Origin of the sequence: Curtobacterium sp. MCBA15_001 (assembly GCF_001864835.1) — a bacterium.
In the GTDB taxonomy this organism is placed as follows: domain Bacteria; phylum Actinomycetota; class Actinomycetes; order Actinomycetales; family Microbacteriaceae; genus Curtobacterium.
The window spans coordinates 186877-203919 of the sequence record NZ_MJGI01000023.1 but is presented as its reverse complement, the minus strand read 5'-3'; the positions used below and the strand labels follow the sequence as shown (position 1 = coordinate 203919).

Annotated in this window: 16 protein-coding genes; 9 read left to right on the top strand and 7 right to left on the bottom strand. The window is 69.3% G+C overall.

Translation table 11 applies throughout. The features are described 5' to 3' along the window. Positions 1–34: 34 nt before the first annotated feature. Positions 35–1372 (bottom strand): alpha-amylase family glycosyl hydrolase, encoded by a 1338-nt coding sequence (locus tag BIU90_RS10280; RefSeq protein WP_139195223.1) that lies wholly within the window; start codon positions 1370–1372, stop codon positions 35–37. Between the two features lie 62 nt (positions 1373–1434). Here BIU90_RS10280 and BIU90_RS10275 point away from each other — a divergent pair, with 62 nt between their 5' ends. From BIU90_RS10275 to BIU90_RS18335, 3 genes are all read left to right on the top strand, one after another. Beyond that, positions 1435–1833 carry a DUF3253 domain-containing protein gene (locus BIU90_RS10275; RefSeq protein WP_071300126.1) on the top strand — a complete coding sequence of 133 codons (399 nt, stop codon included), beginning with the start codon at positions 1435–1437 and terminating at the stop codon, positions 1831–1833. 46 nt (positions 1834–1879) lie between these two features. Beyond that, the gene (locus BIU90_RS10270; protein ID WP_071300125.1) at positions 1880–2974 is read left to right on the top strand and encodes an SDR family oxidoreductase; all 1095 of its coding nucleotides are present in this window, start codon (positions 1880–1882) and stop codon (positions 2972–2974) included. Between the two features lie 176 nt (positions 2975–3150). Further along, positions 3151–3327, top strand: coding sequence for a CsbD family protein (locus tag BIU90_RS18335; RefSeq protein ID WP_139195222.1), 177 nt, complete (start codon positions 3151–3153; stop codon positions 3325–3327). A 10-nt stretch (positions 3328–3337) separates the two neighbouring features. Here BIU90_RS18335 and BIU90_RS10265 read toward each other — a convergent pair whose 3' ends face one another. Continuing rightward, positions 3338–4411 carry a spore photoproduct lyase family protein gene (locus BIU90_RS10265; RefSeq protein ID WP_071300124.1) on the bottom strand — a complete coding sequence of 358 codons (1074 nt, stop codon included), beginning with the start codon at positions 4409–4411 and terminating at the stop codon, positions 3338–3340. A gap of 98 nt (positions 4412–4509) precedes the next feature. On the opposite strand from BIU90_RS10265, the gene BIU90_RS10260 reads away from it, so the two are divergent. Both BIU90_RS10260 and BIU90_RS10255 read left to right on the top strand, forming a co-directional pair. Beyond that, positions 4510–5049 (top strand): SgcJ/EcaC family oxidoreductase, encoded by a 540-nt coding sequence (locus tag BIU90_RS10260; protein ID WP_175470187.1) that lies wholly within the window; start codon positions 4510–4512, stop codon positions 5047–5049. Positions 5050–5084: 35 nt separating this feature from the next. Further along, positions 5085–5393 (top strand): biopolymer transporter Tol, encoded by a 309-nt coding sequence (locus BIU90_RS10255; protein ID WP_071300122.1) that lies wholly within the window; start codon positions 5085–5087, stop codon positions 5391–5393. A 102-nt stretch (positions 5394–5495) separates the two neighbouring features. Here the strand turns inward: BIU90_RS10255 and BIU90_RS10250 are convergent, their stop codons facing one another. The 4 genes from BIU90_RS10250 to BIU90_RS10235 all read right to left on the bottom strand — a co-directional run bounded on the left by BIU90_RS10250 (position 5496) and on the right by BIU90_RS10235 (position 10623). Then, a complete protein-coding gene (locus BIU90_RS10250) occupies positions 5496–7271 on the bottom strand; it encodes a beta-galactosidase family protein (protein WP_071300121.1) in 1776 nt (591 codons plus the stop codon). A gap of 71 nt (positions 7272–7342) precedes the next feature. Further along, positions 7343–8680: a sugar ABC transporter substrate-binding protein gene (locus BIU90_RS10245; RefSeq protein WP_071300120.1), complete on the bottom strand. Its 1338-nt coding sequence runs from the start codon at positions 8678–8680 to the stop codon at positions 7343–7345. A 57-nt stretch (positions 8681–8737) separates the two neighbouring features. Beyond that, positions 8738–9547 carry a carbohydrate ABC transporter permease gene (locus tag BIU90_RS10240; protein WP_254787028.1) on the bottom strand — a complete coding sequence of 270 codons (810 nt, stop codon included), beginning with the start codon at positions 9545–9547 and terminating at the stop codon, positions 8738–8740. 149 nt (positions 9548–9696) lie between these two features. Continuing rightward, complete coding sequence (locus tag BIU90_RS10235; protein WP_071300118.1) at positions 9697–10623, bottom strand: carbohydrate ABC transporter permease; 927 nt, start codon at positions 10621–10623, stop codon at positions 9697–9699. A 164-nt stretch (positions 10624–10787) separates the two neighbouring features. On the opposite strand from BIU90_RS10235, the gene BIU90_RS10230 reads away from it, so the two are divergent. Next, entirely contained in the window at positions 10788–11774 is a 987-nt protein-coding gene (locus BIU90_RS10230) for a LacI family DNA-binding transcriptional regulator (RefSeq protein WP_175470200.1), read from the top strand. Positions 11775–11969: 195 nt separating this feature from the next. Here the strand turns inward: BIU90_RS10230 and BIU90_RS10225 are convergent, their stop codons facing one another. After that, on the bottom strand, positions 11970–13472 hold the full coding sequence (locus BIU90_RS10225) for an alpha-N-arabinofuranosidase (protein WP_071300116.1): 1503 nt from the start codon (positions 13470–13472) through the stop codon (positions 11970–11972). Positions 13473–13706: 234 nt separating this feature from the next. Between BIU90_RS10225 and BIU90_RS10220 the strand changes: the two genes are divergently transcribed. Genes BIU90_RS10220 through BIU90_RS10210 form a run of 3 tightly spaced genes read left to right on the top strand, consistent with a single transcriptional unit; the run spans position 13707 to position 17010 of the window. Beyond that, on the top strand, positions 13707–15074 hold the full coding sequence (locus BIU90_RS10220) for an extracellular solute-binding protein (RefSeq protein ID WP_071300115.1): 1368 nt from the start codon (positions 13707–13709) through the stop codon (positions 15072–15074). 54 nt (positions 15075–15128) lie between these two features. After that, entirely contained in the window at positions 15129–16094 is a 966-nt protein-coding gene (locus tag BIU90_RS10215; protein ID WP_071300114.1) for a carbohydrate ABC transporter permease, read from the top strand. A gap of 1 nt (position 16095) precedes the next feature. Beyond that, a complete protein-coding gene (locus BIU90_RS10210) occupies positions 16096–17010 on the top strand; it encodes a carbohydrate ABC transporter permease (RefSeq protein WP_071300113.1) in 915 nt (304 codons plus the stop codon). The last annotated feature ends 33 nt before the right edge of the window (positions 17011–17043 follow it).

The window sequence follows — 17043 nt, the reverse complement described above, 5'->3', positions numbered from 1 at the left end:
GGGATCTGTCGCTTTCGCAATGGAGTTGGTCCGGTCAGCGGGACAGGACGGCCCAGCCGGCAGCCGGGAGGCGCAGGGTCCCGTCCCGCAGGTCGCCGCCGCCCGCCTCCACCCGCGTCGCGTCCGCCGCGGGCAGCTCCACGGCGTCGTCCGACAGGTTGAGCGCTGTCACCACGGCGGCGTCCGCCGTCGCGGTCCGGAGCACCACTGCCGTGTTGGTCAGGTGCGTGACGTCGGTGTGGGCACGGTGCAGCCACGGCTCACGGCGGCGCAGGGCGATCAGCGCCTCGTACGCGTGTGTGAGCGGCACAGCAGCGGGCGGCTCGCCGGGGAACTCCGGACGCACCGCGTCGTCGCCGCCCTCGCGCTCCTCCTTGACCCCGGTCCAGCCGTACTCGTCACCGGCGTAGACGACCGGCGTGCCCGCCACCGTGAACAGCACGGCCGCGGCGTGGCCGGCGAACCGCTCCCCCACGGCGCTGGCGATGCGCGTGACGTCGTGGTTGCCGGCGAAGGTCGTCGGGACGAAGGTCGGCAGCAGCGCGTCGTGCCGTTCGACCGCGTGCGCGAGCTCGTGGCAGTTCCGGTCCGCGATGCCGTGCCAGATCCCCTGCCAGAGCTCGTACTGCGTCGTCGAGTCCATCGTCGACGCGGACACGATCGCGGCAGCGTCACCGTGGATGACCTCCCCGCTGAACCAGGCGTCCGGGAACCGTTCGCGAACGCGCGGCAACACCCGCGCCCAGAACGCCGGCGGGACCGCGTACGCAGCATCGAGCCGCCAGCCGTCGACCCCGCGTCCGAGCCAGTGCGTCATCGCCTCGACCACCAGGTCCTCGGTGGCCGCGGCGTCGTGGTCGAGGGCGACGAGGATGTCGTGGCCCTCGAACAACCCGACCGGCACCGGGTCGCCCGGCCTCCATCCGGACCAGTCGATGCCGAACAGCGGCGCGGTCGGGGCGTCGGGTCCCTCGGTCTCGAGCGCCCGGAACGCCGGGTGGTCGCGGCCGACGTGGTTGAACACGCCGTCGAGCAGGACTCGCACGCCACGGTCGTGCGCTGCCCGGACCAGAGCGTCGAAGTCGTCGTCGTCGCCCAGGCGCGGGTCGATGCGCAGGTGGTCGACGGTGTCGTAGCCGTGGGTCGAACTCGCGAACACCGGTCCGAGCAGCAGGCCGTTCAACCCGAGGGCGACGACGTGGTCGAGCCAGTCCGCGATGCGCCCGAGTCGGTGCTCGACGGGGCGGTCCACGACCGGGACGTCGGGCCGGACCTCGGCGCCGACGAAGCCGAGCGGGTAGACGTGCCACCACATGACGTGGGGCACCCACGCGGGTTCGTGGGGGTGGCTGGGCGCGGTGTCGGACGTCACCGGTCTGATGGTGCCAGGACGCGGCTGGACGGTCCCGGCCGCCGCGGGACGAGGATGAGGTCATGGGACGAGCGATCCGCACCGAGGACGACGCCGCGCGCAGCACCGCGGCACACGCCGAACGCACCTGCGCGTCGTGCGGACGCCGGATGCCCGCGAATGCCGGACCCGAGACGAAGTGGTGTTCGGACGCCTGTCGCCGGCACAAGGTCGACGACACCGACCGCCACCTCGAGCGCACGATCGACGCGCTGCTCGACGCCCGTGCCGCGACGTCGACCATCTGCCCCTCGGACGCCGCGCGGGCGATCGGCGGCGACACCTGGCGCGACCTGATGGAGCCGGCCCGCCGTGCCGCCCGGCGGATGGTGGCCCGGGGCGAGGTCGAGATCACCCAGGGCGGTTCGGTGGTCGACCCGTCCACCGCGAAGGGCCCGATCCGCATCCGTCGCCCGCGCTGACGTCGGTGCGGGAACAGACCTCGGCCGACAGGTGTTGTCGGCGAGGATGACTCCTGACGTACCCGCCCCGCAGTCCACCCGTCGCGCCCTGGTCGTGGGAGCCAGCGGCATCACCGGCTCCGCGCTCGTCCGCCACCTGACGGCCGACGGCTGGGAGGTCTCCGCGCTCTCCCGTCGCGCCGGCACCCGCGACGGTGTCCGTGGCATCGCGGCCGACCTCCGCGACCCGCAGGCCCTCCGCACCGCACTGGCCGACGAGCGCCCGACGCACGTGTTCTTCACCGCGTGGCAGCGACAGGCGACCGAGGCCGAGAACATCGCCGTGAACGGCGGCATGGTCCGTGACCTGCTCGCTGCACTGACCCATGCGCCGCTCGAGCACGTCGCGCTGGTCACCGGCCTGAAGCACTACCTCGGCCCGTTCGAGGCCTACGCCGCCGGCGAGATGCCCGACACGCCCTTCCACGAGGAGGAGCCGCGCCTCGACACCCCGAACTTCTACTACGCGCAGGAGGACGAGCTGATGGCCGCCGCCGACCGCCAGGGCTTCACCTGGTCGGTGCACCGCTCGCACACGGTGATCGGGCACGCGGTCGGCAACGCCATGAACATGGGGCTGACCATCGCGGTCCAGGCGACGATCGCCAAGGAGCTCGACCTGGACTTCGTGTTCCCGGGCAGCGAAGCGCAGTGGAACGGGCTGACCGACATGACCGACGCCGGTCTGCTCGCCGAGCACATGGTCTGGGCGGCGACCTCCCCCGCCGGCGCGGACGAACCCTTCAACATCGTCAACGGGGACGTCTTCCGGTGGCGCTGGATGTGGCCACGACTGGCAGCCCACCTCGGTGTCGACCCGGCGCGCGTCGTCGGGTACCAGGACGCTCCCCGACCGCTCGAGGAGCAGATGGCACCGTACGCGTCCGCGTGGCCGGAGATCGCCGAGCGGCACGGACTGGTCGAGCCGGACATCGACCGGGTGGCGTCGTGGTGGCACACCGACGCCGACCTCGGCCGGGCGATGGAGGTCGTCACCGACATGAGCAAGAGCCGCGAGGCCGGGTTCACGGGGTACCGGCGGACCGAGCGGGCGTTCACGGACCTGTTCGACCGCTACCGCTCGGACCACCTGGTCCCGTAGCGCTCGAGCCCGGCCGGTGTCCGGTTCCCGCTGCGCGCAGCCGTCGTCCCGTGCTGCCGTCGGCGTGGACGAACCCACTCTGGCCCGCGGCCGGGAACGGGGTACAGGGGCGCACGTAGAGTCCGAGGCACACCAGCCGGGGCCCCCCGGTGGACCCGCAACCGGAAGGAATCACCATGTCGCTCGGAGACAAGGCCAAGGACGCCGCGCAGAAGGTCGCCGGCAAGGTCGAAGAGGCCGTCGGCAAGCACACCGACGACGCGGAGCTCAAGCACCAGGGTCAGAAGGACCAGGTCATGGGCGAGGGCCGCATGCAGACCGAGAAGGCCAAGGACGCGCTCGACGGCAAGTGAGCATCGCCCCTCAGAAGGCGTAACGGAGGCGGCAGCTCGGCAGGTGCTCGGCGACCAGTTCGCGGAAGCGCTCGACGAGCTGCCCCTTCATGCCCGCCCGGTACCGCACGTTCACAGCACCGTTCTGCGAGACCTTCGTCTCCTGCAGGTCCGGGCGCCACAGCAGGTCCTCGGCCTTCGGGTGCCAGCCGAGGTTCACCTGGTGCAGCGGTTCGTTGTGCGTGAGGAAGATGACCTCGGCCGCGAGCTGCGCCTTCGCCGCCGGGGACAGCGTGTCGTCCACCTGGCGCAACAGCTCGGCCCAGTCGGCTTCCCACGTCGGGGTGAGGATGACCGGCGAGAAGTTCAGGTGCACCTCGTAGCCCGCGTCGACGAAGTCGTTGACCGCCGCGATCCGCTCCGCCATCGGCGACGTGCGGATGTCGGTCACCTTGGCGGTCTCGTGCGGCATGAGCGAGAAGCGGATGCGCGTGCGTCCCATCGGGTCCCAGTCGAGCAGGTCGCGGTTGACCCACTTCGTCGCGAACGACGCCTTGGCCGTCGGTGACATCCGGAACAGGTCGCACAGGTCGCGGACGTTCTCGCTGAGCACGGCGTCGACCGAGCAGTCGCTGTTCTCGCCGATGTCGTAGACCCACGACTCCGCGTCGCACTGGTTCGGCTCGGTCTTCGGTCCCTGCTTCTGGATGTGCCGGGCGACGTGCTTGGTGATCTGCTCGATGTTCGCGAACACCGTGACGGGGTTGGAGTAGCCCTTGCGGCGCGGGACGTAGCAGTACGCGCACGCCATCGCGCAGCCGTTCGCCGTGGACGGGGCGATGAAGTCCGCCGAGCGGCCGTTCGGCCGGGTGACGAGCGACTTCTTGACGCCGAGCACGAGCGCCTCGGTCTTGATCCGCACCCAGTGCTGCACGTTGCGCTCGTCGCCGTGCACCTCGGGGATGTTCCAGTGCGACGCGACCGGCACGATCTCGGCGTCCGGCCACCGCGCCACGATCTCTTGCCCACGGGGCAGGTCGAGCGCGGCCGCCTCGGCGTAGATGCGGCGGACGTCGAGCAGGGGGCGGACGCGGTCGGAGGTCATCCGACCCTGTCTACCGGTGACCACCGACGGTGTTCGCCGGTGGTCCAGCGGAGTACGTGGTGATGTCTTGCATGTTCGTATGCAACAGGGAGGCTGCCATGCACCGGAACCACAGGGCCACGACCATCTCCGCAACGGTGGTGGCCGTCATCGCTGCAGCGCTGGGGCTCGCGGCGTGCTCGCCCGCGACGCCGTCCGGTACACCGACGTCTCCCGCCGCCGTTCGCGACGGGGTCGACGGCCTGTCCCCGGGGCAACTCGCCCGCGACTTCGTCACGGCGTTCAACGACGGTGACGCGCATGCGCTCGCCGGGCTCTTCGCCGAGCACGCGGAGTTCGTGAACATCTACGGCATCCGCATGTCGGGCCGGACAGGCATCGAGCAGGGACACGAGCACGCCTTCGTGAGCCGGCTCGACGGCGCATCCCTCGAAGCCACTGACGTGCGGGAGCGCCGGGTCGACTCCGACGTCACCGTCGTCCAGCTGGGATGGCGTCTGCAACGGGACCACGATGCCGATCCCGCCCTCGTCGTTCCGGACAGCTCCGGCGTCCTCACCTTCACGGCGCTCCGGACCGACGGCGCGTGGCACTTCATCACGGGTGCGAACGTGACGGAGTCGACGCCGCCGAGCTGAGTCGACAGCCCTCGGAGCCGTGCAGACTCGAGGACATGAGCGAGCCGGACGACCACTTCTTCGTCGTCGACGGCCGTCGCTGGCGTCGGACCGACCCGGCCCTGCCCGAGGACGTGGCCGCACGTCTGCGCTCGCACCTCGGTCGCGGGCGGAACGGCGTCAAGCAGGCGAAGCGCGACGGTGACCAGGAGGCCCTGGCTGCAGCCCGACACCGGAACGGCATCGCCAAACACGGGCTCGGCGAACGCGGCCCGGAGTGGTGGGAGCGCCCCGAGGCCGACCGGATCGCGGACGCCGAGCGCGCCGTGGCCGAGCTCGACGCCCTCGACGCGCCCGGCGGCTGACGTCCCCACAGTCGCACCCCCGGACGGACATCGCACCCCGAGGAGACGGGATGCGACGTCCGTAGCGGGGTGCATTGCGCGCGGACCCCGTCCCCGCAGCGCTCAGGCCTCGGTGTGCCCCAGGTCCGGCGTGCCGCGCAGCGTCACCGTGCGGGACGCCGACGCGTGCAGCTCGAACACGACGACCTCGTTCTGGCCGGCTCGCAGCACCGGACCCGGCACGGCCAGCGTCCGCTGCGGTCCACGCGACCAGTACCGGCCCAGGCAGAAGCCGTTCACCCAGGCGACGCCCTTGCGGAAGCCGTCGAGCGCCAGGTACCGGTCGGACACCTGGTCGAGGTCGAAGGTCCCCATCGCCACGACGGGCCCGGCCAACGCCGACCCGGACGACGCCGTGGTCGCCCGCAGCACGTCGAGGGCCGCTGGTGCGATCGGGTCGAGGGCGAGGGGGGACGCGGTCCACCGCTCGAGCGGGACCCCGTCGACGGCGACACCGCCGATCAGGCCCTTCGGCTCACCGATGCGGACGCCGTAGTCGACCCGGCCCTGGTCCTCGACGAGCAGCTCGAGCGTGCCGGTGACGGGCGGCAGGGCGATCGCGCGGTCGTGGTGCTCCCGCTCCATGACGCCGACGGGGTGACCGTCGACGCTCACGACGACGCGGTCGCGGACCTCGGTCCCGACGGTGAGGACGCCTCCCTCGGGCAGGTCGACCTCGGTGCGGTGGACCACGAAGCCCGAGGCGGCACCGAGTTCGTCGAACGTCGGCAGCGCGTCGTGCGAGGTCCAGGACGTGAGCTGCGGGAGCAGCGCGCGCAACGGGGTGGACCGGTCGAGCTGGACGGTGACCTCCGAGGCGGGCGCGACCCCGGCCTCCAGACCGGCCGGCAGTTCCGGGACCGGCGCGTAGCGGGCGATGACCGACCGGAACGCGTGGAACTTCTCGGTGGGGCGACCGGCCTCGTCGAGCGGTGCGTCGTAGTCGTACGACGTGGCGATCGGCCGGTAGACGCCCTTGTCGTTCGCGCCGTTCGTGAACCCGAAGTTCGTGCCCCCGTGGAACATGTAGACGTTCACCGAACCGCCGGCGGCGAGCAGGACGTCGAGCTCGGCGGCGCTGTCGGCAGCAGAGGTGGTGTGGTGGTGCTCGCCCCAGCTGTCGAACCAGCCGTCCCAGAACTCGGAGCACATCAGCGGCCCGGTCGGCTGGACCTGGCGCAGCCGCTCGATCCGCGACGCCGAACGCGAGCCGAACGACCCGGTCTTGTGCAGCGAGGGCAGCGAACCGTCCTCGAGCATGGTGCCCATCGGCTGGTCGACGCTCGTGAACGGCACGGACAGCCCGATCGCGCGGTGCATCGCCTCGAGCTTGGTCAGGTACACGGGGTCGGAGCCGTAGGCGCCGTACTCGTTCTCCACCTGCACGAGCACGACGGGCCCACCCTCGTCGATCTGGCGGGGCACCAGGATCGGCGCGAGAGCCTCGAGGTAGCGCTGGACGGCTGCCAGGAACTGCGGCTCGTCGCGGCGGATCCCGACCGTGCCGTCGGTGAACAGCCAGTACGGCAGCCCGCCGTTGGTCCACTCGGCGCAGATGTAGGGACCGGGGCGGACGATGGCGTGCATGCCCTCAGCGGCGACCAGGTCGAGGAACCGGCCGAGGTCGAGTCCGCCGGTGAAGTCGAAGGTGCCGGGCGTGGCCTCGTGGGCGTTCCACGCGACGTAGGTCTCGACCGTGTTCAGGCCCATCAGCCGGGCCTTGTGGATGCGGTCGGCCCACAGGTCCGGGTGGACGCGGAAGTAGTGGATCGCGCCGGACAGGACCCGGTGCGGCTCGCCGTCGAGCAGGAAGTCGGTGTCGCCGATGGCGAAGCGCATGGTGTGACTCTTTCAGACGACGGGGTCGTGCGGACAGTGTCCGCACGACCCCGGTGTGTTCTGGACCGGTGTTACTTGGTGGTGACCTTGAAGCCCTGCTCGTTGCCGTACTTCACGATGGCCTTCTGCCAGGCCTCGAGCCCGGCGTTCAGGTCCGTCTTGTTCTGGTAGGCCTGACCGACCGTGTCCGCGTAGACGCTGTTCGCGTAGACCTGGAACGGCAGGTACTGCCAGCCCTCGGCGACGTTCGAGGATGCCGTCGAGAGGGTCTCGTTGATCGCCTCGCCACCGAAGTACTCCGGCTTCTCGGCGGTGAAGGTGGACGAGGTCAGCTGCGCCTTGGTGGACGGGAACCCGCCGGACTTCAGGAACACGTCGATCGAGTCCTGCGAGGAGTTCAGCCACTTCAGGAAACCAGCGGCGAGCGCCGGGTTCTTGGACTGCTTCATGACGACCTCGGCGGAACCACCGTTGTTGGCGGTGACGTCGGAGGATCCGTCGTAGGTCGGGATCGGGGCGACGCGCCAGTTGCCGCTGCCGTCCTTCACGCTCGACTCGAGCACGCCGGGCATCCACGCACCGGTGACCATCGTGGCGATCTCACCGTTGCCGAGCTGCTTGTACCAGTCGTCGGTCCATCCGGGCGTCTGCGAGAGCAGGCCCTTCTCGACGAGCTGGTTCCAGGTCGACGTCCACTTCTTGGTGCCTTCGTCCTGCAGGTTCACCTTGACGCTGGTCCCGCTGACGTCGAACGGACGACCGCCGGCCTGCCAGATCATCGAGGTGGTGAAGCCCGCGTCGCCGCTGTCGGCAGCGATGTACGCGTTCGGGTTCGACGCGTGGATCTTCTCGGCGTCGGCGACGTACTCGTCCCAGGTCTTCGGCGGCGTGGTGATGCCGGCGTCGTCGAACGTCTTCTTGTTGTAGAACATCGCCATGGGGCCGGAGTCCTGGGGCAGGCCGTAGACCTTGCCGTCGAGGTCCACCGACTGCCAGGTGCCGGCGCCGTACTTGCCCTTCAGCGAGTCGAAGCCGTAGGACTTCAGGTCGACGAGCGAGTCGCTCAGCGCGAACTGGGGCAGGGCGAAGTACTCGATCTGCGCGACGTCGGGAGCACCCGACCCGGCCTTGATCGTGTTCTGGAGCTTGGTGTACTGGTCGTTGCCGGTACCGGCGTTGACGAGCTTGACCTTGACCTTCGGGTACGCCTTCTCGAAGGCGGCGACCTGGGCCTCGGCGGAGGGTGTCCACGACCAGTAGGTGATCGTGCCGCCCTGCTCGAGGGCCTTGGTGATGTCGTCGGACGATCCACCGGACGACGAGCCGCCGGAGGCGCAGGCCGTCATGGCGATGGCCGCGGTGACACCGATCGCGAGGGCGCTGAGCCCGCGCCGGAGACGCTTGTGCATGGGGTTGCCTTTCACTTCATCGTGAAGCAGGTGCTTCGTGGTGCTGCTGGGTGCGGGTCACGCCTTGACGGACCCGGCCGCGAGGCCGGACTGCCAGGAGCGCTGGAGGAAGAGGAACGCGATCACGATCGGGATGATCGTGAGCAGCGATCCCGTGACGACGAGGTTGTAGATCGGGTGCGCGGAGACGCCGGTGGCCTGCGCGCTCCACTGGTTCAGACCGACCGTCAGCGGGTAGAGCCGCGGGTCGCTGAGCATGATCAGGGGCAGGAAGTAGTTGTTCCAGGTCGCGACGACCGCGAACAGCAGGACCGTGACGACCCCGGGTGCGAGCAGGCGCAGGGCGATCGTGAAGAAGATCCGGAACTCGCCGGCGCCGTCCATGCGGGCGGCTTCGATGACCTCGGTGGGGACCGCGTCGATCGCGTACGTCCACACCAGGTACATGCCGAACGGGCTGATGAGCGACGGCAGGATGATCGCCCACGGGGTGTTCGTCAGTCCGACGGACGAGAAGAGCAGGAACGTCGGCACCGCGAGCGCCGTGCCGGGGATCGCGATGGCGCCGAGCACGATGGCGAAGACGGCGCGGCGGCCGGGGAACGCGAACTTCGCCATCCCGTAGCCGGCGACCGTGGCCAGCAGGGTCGCACCGCCGGCGCCGACCACGACGTAGAGCACCGTGTTGCCGAGCCACTGGAGGTAGATGCCGTTGTCGTAGGTGAGCGTCTCGCCGATGTTCTGGAACAGGGCGAAGCCGTCGCCGAACCACAGACCGAAGCTGGACAGCAGGTCGGCCTGGGTCTTCGTCGCGTTGACGACCAGGTAGAAGAGCGGCAGCAGCGAGTAGACGGTGATGACGATCATCACCACGAGCAGGAGCGGCGACTTGCGGGCGCGCGGGCCGCGTCCCTTCGGGCCGGTCGGACGGGAGGCCCGGGTGCGGCCCGCCCCGCTGCGACCGCGGGTGGTCACCGCCTCGGTCACGGTGGCGGGCGACTGGGTGTCGATGGTGCTCATCGGTTCTCCGCTCGGGTTCCGCGGACCTGGACGACGTAGGCGATCACGGCGGTGATCACGCCCATGACGATCGCGACGGTGGCGGAGTAGTTGAACTGCTGGCCGCTGAACGACAGCGAGTAGGCGTACATGTTCGGGGTGAAGGCACTGCCGATGACGTTCGGGGCCAGGGTCTTCAGCAGGTTCGGCTCGTTGAACAGCTGGAAGCTGCCGATGATCGAGAAGATCGTGGCGATCACGATCGAACCGCGCAGGGCCGGGATCTTGATCGACCACACCGTGCGCAGCGGCCCGGCGCCGTCGATCTCGGACGCCTCGTAGAGCTCGGTCGGGACGACGCGCAGTGCGGCGTAGAAGATCAGCATGTTGTAGCCGACGAACTCCCACGTGACGATGTTGCCGATGGAGGCCAGCACCCAGTCGGGGCTGAACGGCTGCAGCAGGTCGATGCCGAGGGCGTTGTTGATCGAGCCCGTCAGGCCGAACTGGTTGCCGTAGATGAAGCCCCAGATGAGGGCTGCGACGACACCGGGGACCGCGTACGGCAGGAAGATCGCGATCCGGAAGAACGAGGACGCGAAGAGCCGTGCACTGTCGAGCGCCAGGGCGGCGATGAGTGCGACGACGAGCATGATCGGGACCTGGACGACGAGGAACAGGGTGACCCGTCCGAAGCCCGTCCAGAACTTGGCGTCCTGGACGAGCTGCAGGTAGTTGGCGAGCCCGACGAACTGGTTGCCGCCGATGAGCTGGTCGCGGAACAGGCTGAGCCAGAGCGCGTAGCCGATCGGCACGATGAGCATCGCCGTCAGGACGACGACGAACGGACCGACGAACAGCCAGCCCGTCCAGCGGCCGCGCTGCTTGGTGCGCGGCTGGCGCCCTGGCGCCGTGGTGGCGCGGGCGGACCCGATGGTGGTCATGCGACTCCTTCGTCTGTCTCACATCGCTGCTTCGCGATGTTGACGTCAACATCGGGGTCGAACATAGCATGGCAACGTCAACATCGAAAACCGTGCCAGAATCGGACTCGACCAGAGGGGGTCAGGTGACGTCCACACCGGTGTCGAGCCGCCGAGCAGCCTCCATGGCCGAGGTCGCCGAGGCCGCCGGCGTCTCGATGCAGACCGTCTCCCGCGTCGCTCGCGGGTTCGACAACGTCAGCCCCGACACCCGGCTGCGGGTGCAGTCGGCGATGGCGGACCTGGGCTACCGGCCCAACCGGGCTGCCCGCGCGTTGCGGTCCGGACGCTTCCGCACCATCGGCGTGATCATGTTCACGCTGGCGTCGTTCGGCAACATGCGCACGCTCGAGGCCATCGCCGACGCTGCCGGTGACGCCGACTTCACGATCACGCTGCTGCCGATGGCCTCCCGGACCGAGGAGGGCGTCCGTTCGGCCTTCTCACGCCTGCACGAACAGGCCGTCGACGGCGTCGTCATCATCATCGAGTCGCACGTCATGGACACGGCCGAGGTCTCCCTGCCCGTCGGTGTCCCCGTCGTGGTCATCGACTCGACCGGCACGACCGACCACCCGGCGATCGACACGGACCAGGCCGAGGGTGCCCGCATCGCCACCCAGCACCTGCTCGACCTCGGGCACGAGACCGTGTGGCACGTCGCCGGACCCGCGATGTCCTACTCGGCCGCGAGGCGCCGGGCGGCGTGGGAGCAGACGCTCGTCACCGCCGGGCGCACCGTGCCACCGGTGTTCGAGGGCGACTGGGGATCGGCTTCGGGCCACCGCGCGGGGCTGTCGATCGCCGTGCGACCCGAGGTCACCGCGGTCTTCGCCGCCAACGACCAGACCGCACTCGGGATCCTGCGCGCTTGTCACGAGCTCGGGCGTGCGGTGCCGGCGTCCCTCAGCGTGGTCGGGTTCGACGACTCCCCCGAGTCCGACTCGTTCTGGCCGCCGTTGACGACGGTGCACCAGTCGTTCGACGAGATCGGCCGGCGAGCGGTCACGAACCTGCTGGCGCAGATCGACGGCGCGCCCGGTGCCGCGGCGACGGACCTGGTGCCGGTGCGGCTCGTGGTGCGCGCGAGCACCGCGGCGCCGGCGCGGTAGCGCTGCGCGCGGCGCACCGTGCGGACAGGAGGCGCGTGACGGGGCCGCACCGAGCCTCCCGTCCGGCGCGGCGCGCGTTCCTTCCCGTCGTTCGCGGGATGGGATGCCGAATCGCGCGTAGGTGGCCCGAAGAACTGACCGACGACGCGCGATTCGACCTCCTCCGCGCGGAAGGACCTTCTACCTGACTGAGCGTCAGCCGATCGACAGCGCCGTCCACGACACGGGCGGCAACTCGATCGTGACGGTGTCGCCCTCGCGACGAGCCGACTCGTTGGTGCGGAGCCCCACGCGCGAGGTGTTCGCCAGGTCGTTCACCGCGTGCAGGTCGTCGTCCCAGACGCCCTCGGCGTGCACGTCGCCCTCGACGGACAGCCCCGACAGGTCGATGGTGACCGTCGTGCTCTCCGAGGGGTGGCGGTTCACCAGGAACACCGCGGCCTTCCCGTCCTGGATCGTCGCGGCGGAGTCGACCACGGGGACCTGGCCGTACGTGCCGCCGTCGACCGTGTCACCCGAGGCGATGACCTGCAGCGACGTGCCGTGGGCCAGCCGCGAGGTGAGCGAGAACGGGAAGAACGTGGTCTGGCGCCAGGCCTCGCCGCCGGGCTCGGTCATGATCGGGCCGATCACGTTGACGAGCTGCGCGATCGAGGCCGAGGCGACGCGGTCCGCGTGGCGCAGGAGCGAGATGAGCAGGCCGCCGACGACGACGGCGTCCGCCACCGTGTAGACGTCCTCGAGCAGTCGGGGTGCGACCGGCCACTCGTCGATCGTGAACTCCTTCTGCATCTCGTTCCACTTCGAGATGGACCACACGTTCCACTCGTCGAACGAGATGTCGATGCGCTTCTCCGACTTCTTGTGCGCCTGCACGTGGTCGGCCGCGGTCGTGACCGTGTCGATGAAGCGGTCCATGTTCACGCCGGAGGCCAGGAAGGTCGCGAGGTCGTCGCCCTCCTCGTAGTAGGCGTGCGCGGAGATGTAGTCGACGTCGTCGTAGGCGTGCTCGAGGACGGTGCGCTCCCACTCGCCGAACGTCGGCATCGACGCACCGGACGACCCGCAGATGACGAGCTCGAGGTCGGGCTGGATCTGCCGCATGCCCTTGGCGGTCATCGCCGCGAGCTTGCCGTAGTCGTCGGCGTTCTTGTGGCCGAGCTGCCAGGGGCCGTCCATCTCGTTGCCGAGGCACCACATGGTGATGCCGAACGGTTCCTCGCGGCCGTTGCGCTTGCGCTCCTCGGAGCGGGCGGTGCCGCCGGGGATGTTCGCGTACTCGAGGAGTTCGATCGCGGCCTCGGTGCCGCGGGTGCCGAGGTTGACGGCGAGCATCATCTCGGAGCCGACCGAGTCGAGCCACTGCTGGAACTCGTGCAGGCCCACCTCGTTCGTCTCGGTGGAGTGCCACGCCAGGTCGAGCCGACGCGGACGCTGGTCGACGGGGCCGACGCCGTCCTCCCACTTGTAGCCGGAGACGAAGTTGCCGCCGGGGTAGCGGATGGTGGTGACGCCGAGCTCCTTGACGAGCTCGATGACGTCCTTGCGGAAGCCGTGCTCGTCCGCGCTCTCGTGCGCGGGCTCGTGGATGCCGTCGTAGACGTGCCGACCGAGGTGCTCGACGAAGCCGCCGAACAGTCGCCGGCGCACCGGCCCCACGGTGAAGGCGGCGTCGAGGACGAGGTGGGTGCGGGGCATGGATCTCCTTCGATCGTGCTGCGCAGGTGTCACAGCGTGTGGTGCAGCCCGAGGGCCCGAGCGGGTTCGGTGGCACCCCGTCACGAAAGAGTGAGCGCTCACCTGTTCGTAACGCTACCGGTATCCACAGCACGACGAAAGGGCTGGCGCACCATGGACACCCGCACTAATGTGAGCGCTCACGGGGCACTGACCCAGGTGCCCCAGCCCGGCCCATCCCGATGGAGTGATGCCATGCCGAACCGACTCGTCCCACCCGTCACGCAGCTGCGCGGCGCGGGCTTCTCCCGCAGGAGCCTGCTCGCCGCCGGCGCCGCGGCCGCCACGGTCCTGCCGCTCGCTGCCTGTTCCAGCCCGATCTCCGCCGGACTCGCCGGCAGCGCCCTCAACCCCGACACCCTGGTCTTCTGGAACCTGTTCGGTGGCGGTGACGGCGCCCGCATGCAGGAGATGGAGCGCGGCTACGCCAAGCAGCACGGCGGGTCGAGCTCACTGCAGGCCACCACGTTCGCGTGGGGCAACCCGTACTACTCCAAGGTGACACTGGCCACCGTCGGCAACAAGCCGCCGGACGTCGCGATCTCCCACCTGACCCGCGCGAAGCCGCTGTGGGACGGCGACCTGCTCGACCCGATCACGTCCGAGGACCTGGCCGGCGTCGGCCTGAGCGCCAGCGACTTCAACCAGAAGGCGTGGACGGCGCAGAAGACCGACGGCAAGAACATCTGCGTGCCGCTCGACACGCACCCGTTCGTGCTCTTCTACAACGTTGACGTGTGCCAGAAGGCCGGCCTGATCGACAGCGACGGCAAGCTCAAGGACCTCACCGGCATCGACGCCTTCGAGAGCGCGCTGGCCGCGGTCGCGAAGGTCACGGGCGGCACGGCGCTCAACGTGGCGAACGTCTCGGAGATCGCCACCCCGTGGCGCTTCTTCTGGACGATGTACAACCAGATCAACGGGGCGACGCCCTTCATCAGCGACGGCGGCTCGAAGCTGACGGTGAACGAGGACGCGTACACGAAGGTCACCGAGATGACCCAGAAGTGGGTCAAGAACGGCTGGCTCAACAAGGGCCTCGACTACGCCACCGCCCAGACGCTGATGTTCACCGGCAAGGCCGGGTTCTTCATGCAGGGCGAGTGGGAGATCAGCACGGCCCAGTCGATCAAGGGGCTGAAGTTCGGCATGGCGCCGATTCCGCAGTTGTTCGACAAGCCGGCGGCCCAGGCGGACTCGCACACGTTCATCCTGCCCCGCAAGGACCGCACGCCCGAGCAGAAGAAGGCGGCGATGCTGTTCATCAAGCAGATGCTCGCGCAGAGCCTCACCTGGGCCCAGGGCGGACACGTCCCGGCCTACCTGCCGACGTACGACAGCTCCGCGTACAAGAACCTGACGCCGCAGTCGAACTACGCGTCCGCCGCGGCGAGCGCCGTGTTCGACGACGCCGCCTGGTACGGCGGATCGGGTTCCACGTTCGAGAACACCGTCGGCGCGCAGCTCGCGCTCGTGCAGCAGGGCGCGGCGTCCCCCGCGGCCGCCATGAGCGCGATCAAGTCCCAGCTGTCGACCTACCTCAACACGCCGAGCCCGCTGTGACCGGGCCAGCGACCCCCTCGAACGCCGTGAACACCCCGCGAAAGGCACGATGACGTGACCACAGCACCTGTCCTCGACCGGCCCACGGACGCGGCGACCGCCCCACGGAAGCTCCGCACGTACCGCACCAGCCTCACCCGCGGCCAGGGCCGCAGCGGCTGGCTCTTCCTTGCCCCCTTCGGCCTGTTCTACCTGGCCTTCCTGCTCGGCCCGACGGTCTGGATGCTCGTCACGAGCTTCTTCAACACCTCGACGGTCCGGACCGGGCTCGGCAGCTTCGCCGGGTTCGCGAACTACGCCGAGATGCTCGGGCGCGCGGACTTCTGGTCCTCGCTCTGGCACACGCTCCAGTTCACGCTGTACACGACCCCGCCGCTGGTGATCCTGGCGTTCGTCTTCGCCGTGCTGACGAACCGGATGAACCGCGGCCAGTGGTTCTTCCGCCTGGCGTTCTTCCTGCCGTTCATCCTGCCGTCGGCGACGATCTCGCTGATCTGGGTGTTCATCTTCACGCCGCAGACCGGGCTCTTCGCGAGCGTGCAGTCCCTGCTCGGCGGCGTCCCCGGCGCCGGCGTCCTGGCCAGCCCGAACACGGCCATGATCGGCGTCGCGCTCGCGACCGTCTGGTGGACGCTCGGGTTCAACTTCGTGCTGTACCTGGCCGGCCTGCAGGAGATCCCTCGCGAGCTCTACGAGGCAGCGGCCGTCGACGGTGCGTCGAACTGGCAGCAGATCAAGTCGATCACCCTCCCGCTGCTCGGCCGCACGACGACGCTGGTCATCCTGCTGCAGATCATCGCGAGCCTGAAGATCTTCGACCAGGTCTACCTGATGACGAACGGCGGCCCGGGCATCTCGACCCAGGTCTCGCTGCAGCTCATCACCGGTGTCGGGTTCACCGACAACCGACTGGGTGCCGCGTCCGCGGCCTCGGTGCTCCTGTTCATCGTGATCGTGGCGATCGCGGTCATCCGGCAGCTCGTCGAGCGCGCTGCCGCCAAGCGAGAGATCGGTGCCTGACATGACCGCCACCGAGAGCATCACCACCGACCGCCCGAAGTACCGCTCCGGCGTCTCCTCGGCCGCGCCCACCAGCGCCGCCAAGATCGGCGTCAGCGGCCGGGGCTTCACGATCGCGTCGGGGATCATCCTGACCGTGTTCGCGATCATCTGGCTGATCCCGAGCCTGTTCGCGCTGAAGACGTCGCTGTCCGACAACGGCGTCGCGGCACTCGGCGCGAACGCGATCCTGTCGAACTGGAACCCGACGCTGCACTCCTACGCCGCGCTGTTCCAGGCCGGCGACATCTGGAACTGGTACCTCGCCAGTGGCATCACGAGCGTCATCACGGCGCTGCTGACGGTGCTGTTCGCGTCGATGGCGGCGTTCGCGCTGAGCCGGCTCGTGTTCCGCGGCCGGAACGTCGCGTTCCTGCTCATCATCCTGGGCATCATGATCCCGACGCAGGTCCTGATCATCCCGATCTTCCAGGAGCTCAACTCCGTCAACCTGCTGAACACCTACTGGTCGGTCATCTTCCCGCAGGTGCCCGCCGTCATCGCGGTGTTCATCTTCAAGCAGTTCTTCGACGGCATCCCCCGCGAGCTCGAGGAAGCGGCTCGCATCGACGGCGCGAACATCTGGAAGGTCTACTGGTCGGTGATCCTGCCGCTGTCGCGTCCGGTGATCGCCGCAGTGACGATCCTGACGTTCGTCGGGGTGTGGAACAACCTGCTGCTGCCGCTGTTCGTCCTGTCCAACCCCGACCTGATGACCATCCCGGTCGGTCTGGCGACGGTGCAGGGCAGCTTCGGTCAGCGGTACGCCGACATCCAGGCGGGCGCGCTGCTGGCAGCACTGCCGCTGATCATCCTCTACCTGATCTTCCAGCGGCAGATCGTCGAGGGCGTGACCGGTTCCGGCCTGAAGGGCTGACGCCACCACACGACCGACGGGAGGCCCGGTGCC

Bases quoted from the DNA above. Each gene is read 5' to 3' on its own strand.
- BIU90_RS10275 (WP_071300126.1), top strand. From the start codon at position 1,435: ATGGGACGAGCGATCCGCACCGAGGACGACGCCGCGCGCAGCACCGCG.
- BIU90_RS10270 (WP_071300125.1), top strand. From the start codon at position 1,880: ATGACTCCTGACGTACCCGCCCCGCAGTCCACCCGTCGCGCCCTGGTC.
- BIU90_RS18335 (WP_139195222.1), top strand. From the start codon at position 3,151: ATGTCGCTCGGAGACAAGGCCAAGGACGCCGCGCAGAAGGTCGCCGGC.
- BIU90_RS10265 (WP_071300124.1), bottom strand. From the start codon at position 4,411: ATGACCTCCGACCGCGTCCGCCCCCTGCTCGACGTCCGCCGCATCTAC.
- BIU90_RS10260 (WP_175470187.1), top strand. From the start codon at position 4,510: ATGCACCGGAACCACAGGGCCACGACCATCTCCGCAACGGTGGTGGCC.
- BIU90_RS10255 (WP_071300122.1), top strand. From the start codon at position 5,085: ATGAGCGAGCCGGACGACCACTTCTTCGTCGTCGACGGCCGTCGCTGG.
- BIU90_RS10250 (WP_071300121.1), bottom strand. From the start codon at position 7,271: ATGCGCTTCGCCATCGGCGACACCGACTTCCTGCTCGACGGCGAGCCG.
- BIU90_RS10245 (WP_071300120.1), bottom strand. From the start codon at position 8,680: ATGCACAAGCGTCTCCGGCGCGGGCTCAGCGCCCTCGCGATCGGTGTC.
- BIU90_RS10240 (WP_254787028.1), bottom strand. From the start codon at position 9,547: ATGATCGTCATCACCGTCTACTCGCTGCTGCCGCTCTTCTACCTGGTC.
- BIU90_RS10235 (WP_071300118.1), bottom strand. From the start codon at position 10,623: ATGACCACCATCGGGTCCGCCCGCGCCACCACGGCGCCAGGGCGCCAG.
- BIU90_RS10230 (WP_175470200.1), top strand. From the start codon at position 10,788: ATGGCCGAGGTCGCCGAGGCCGCCGGCGTCTCGATGCAGACCGTCTCC.
- BIU90_RS10225 (WP_071300116.1), bottom strand. From the start codon at position 13,472: ATGCCCCGCACCCACCTCGTCCTCGACGCCGCCTTCACCGTGGGGCCG.
- BIU90_RS10220 (WP_071300115.1), top strand. From the start codon at position 13,707: ATGCCGAACCGACTCGTCCCACCCGTCACGCAGCTGCGCGGCGCGGGC.
- BIU90_RS10210 (WP_071300113.1), top strand. From the start codon at position 16,096: ATGACCGCCACCGAGAGCATCACCACCGACCGCCCGAAGTACCGCTCC.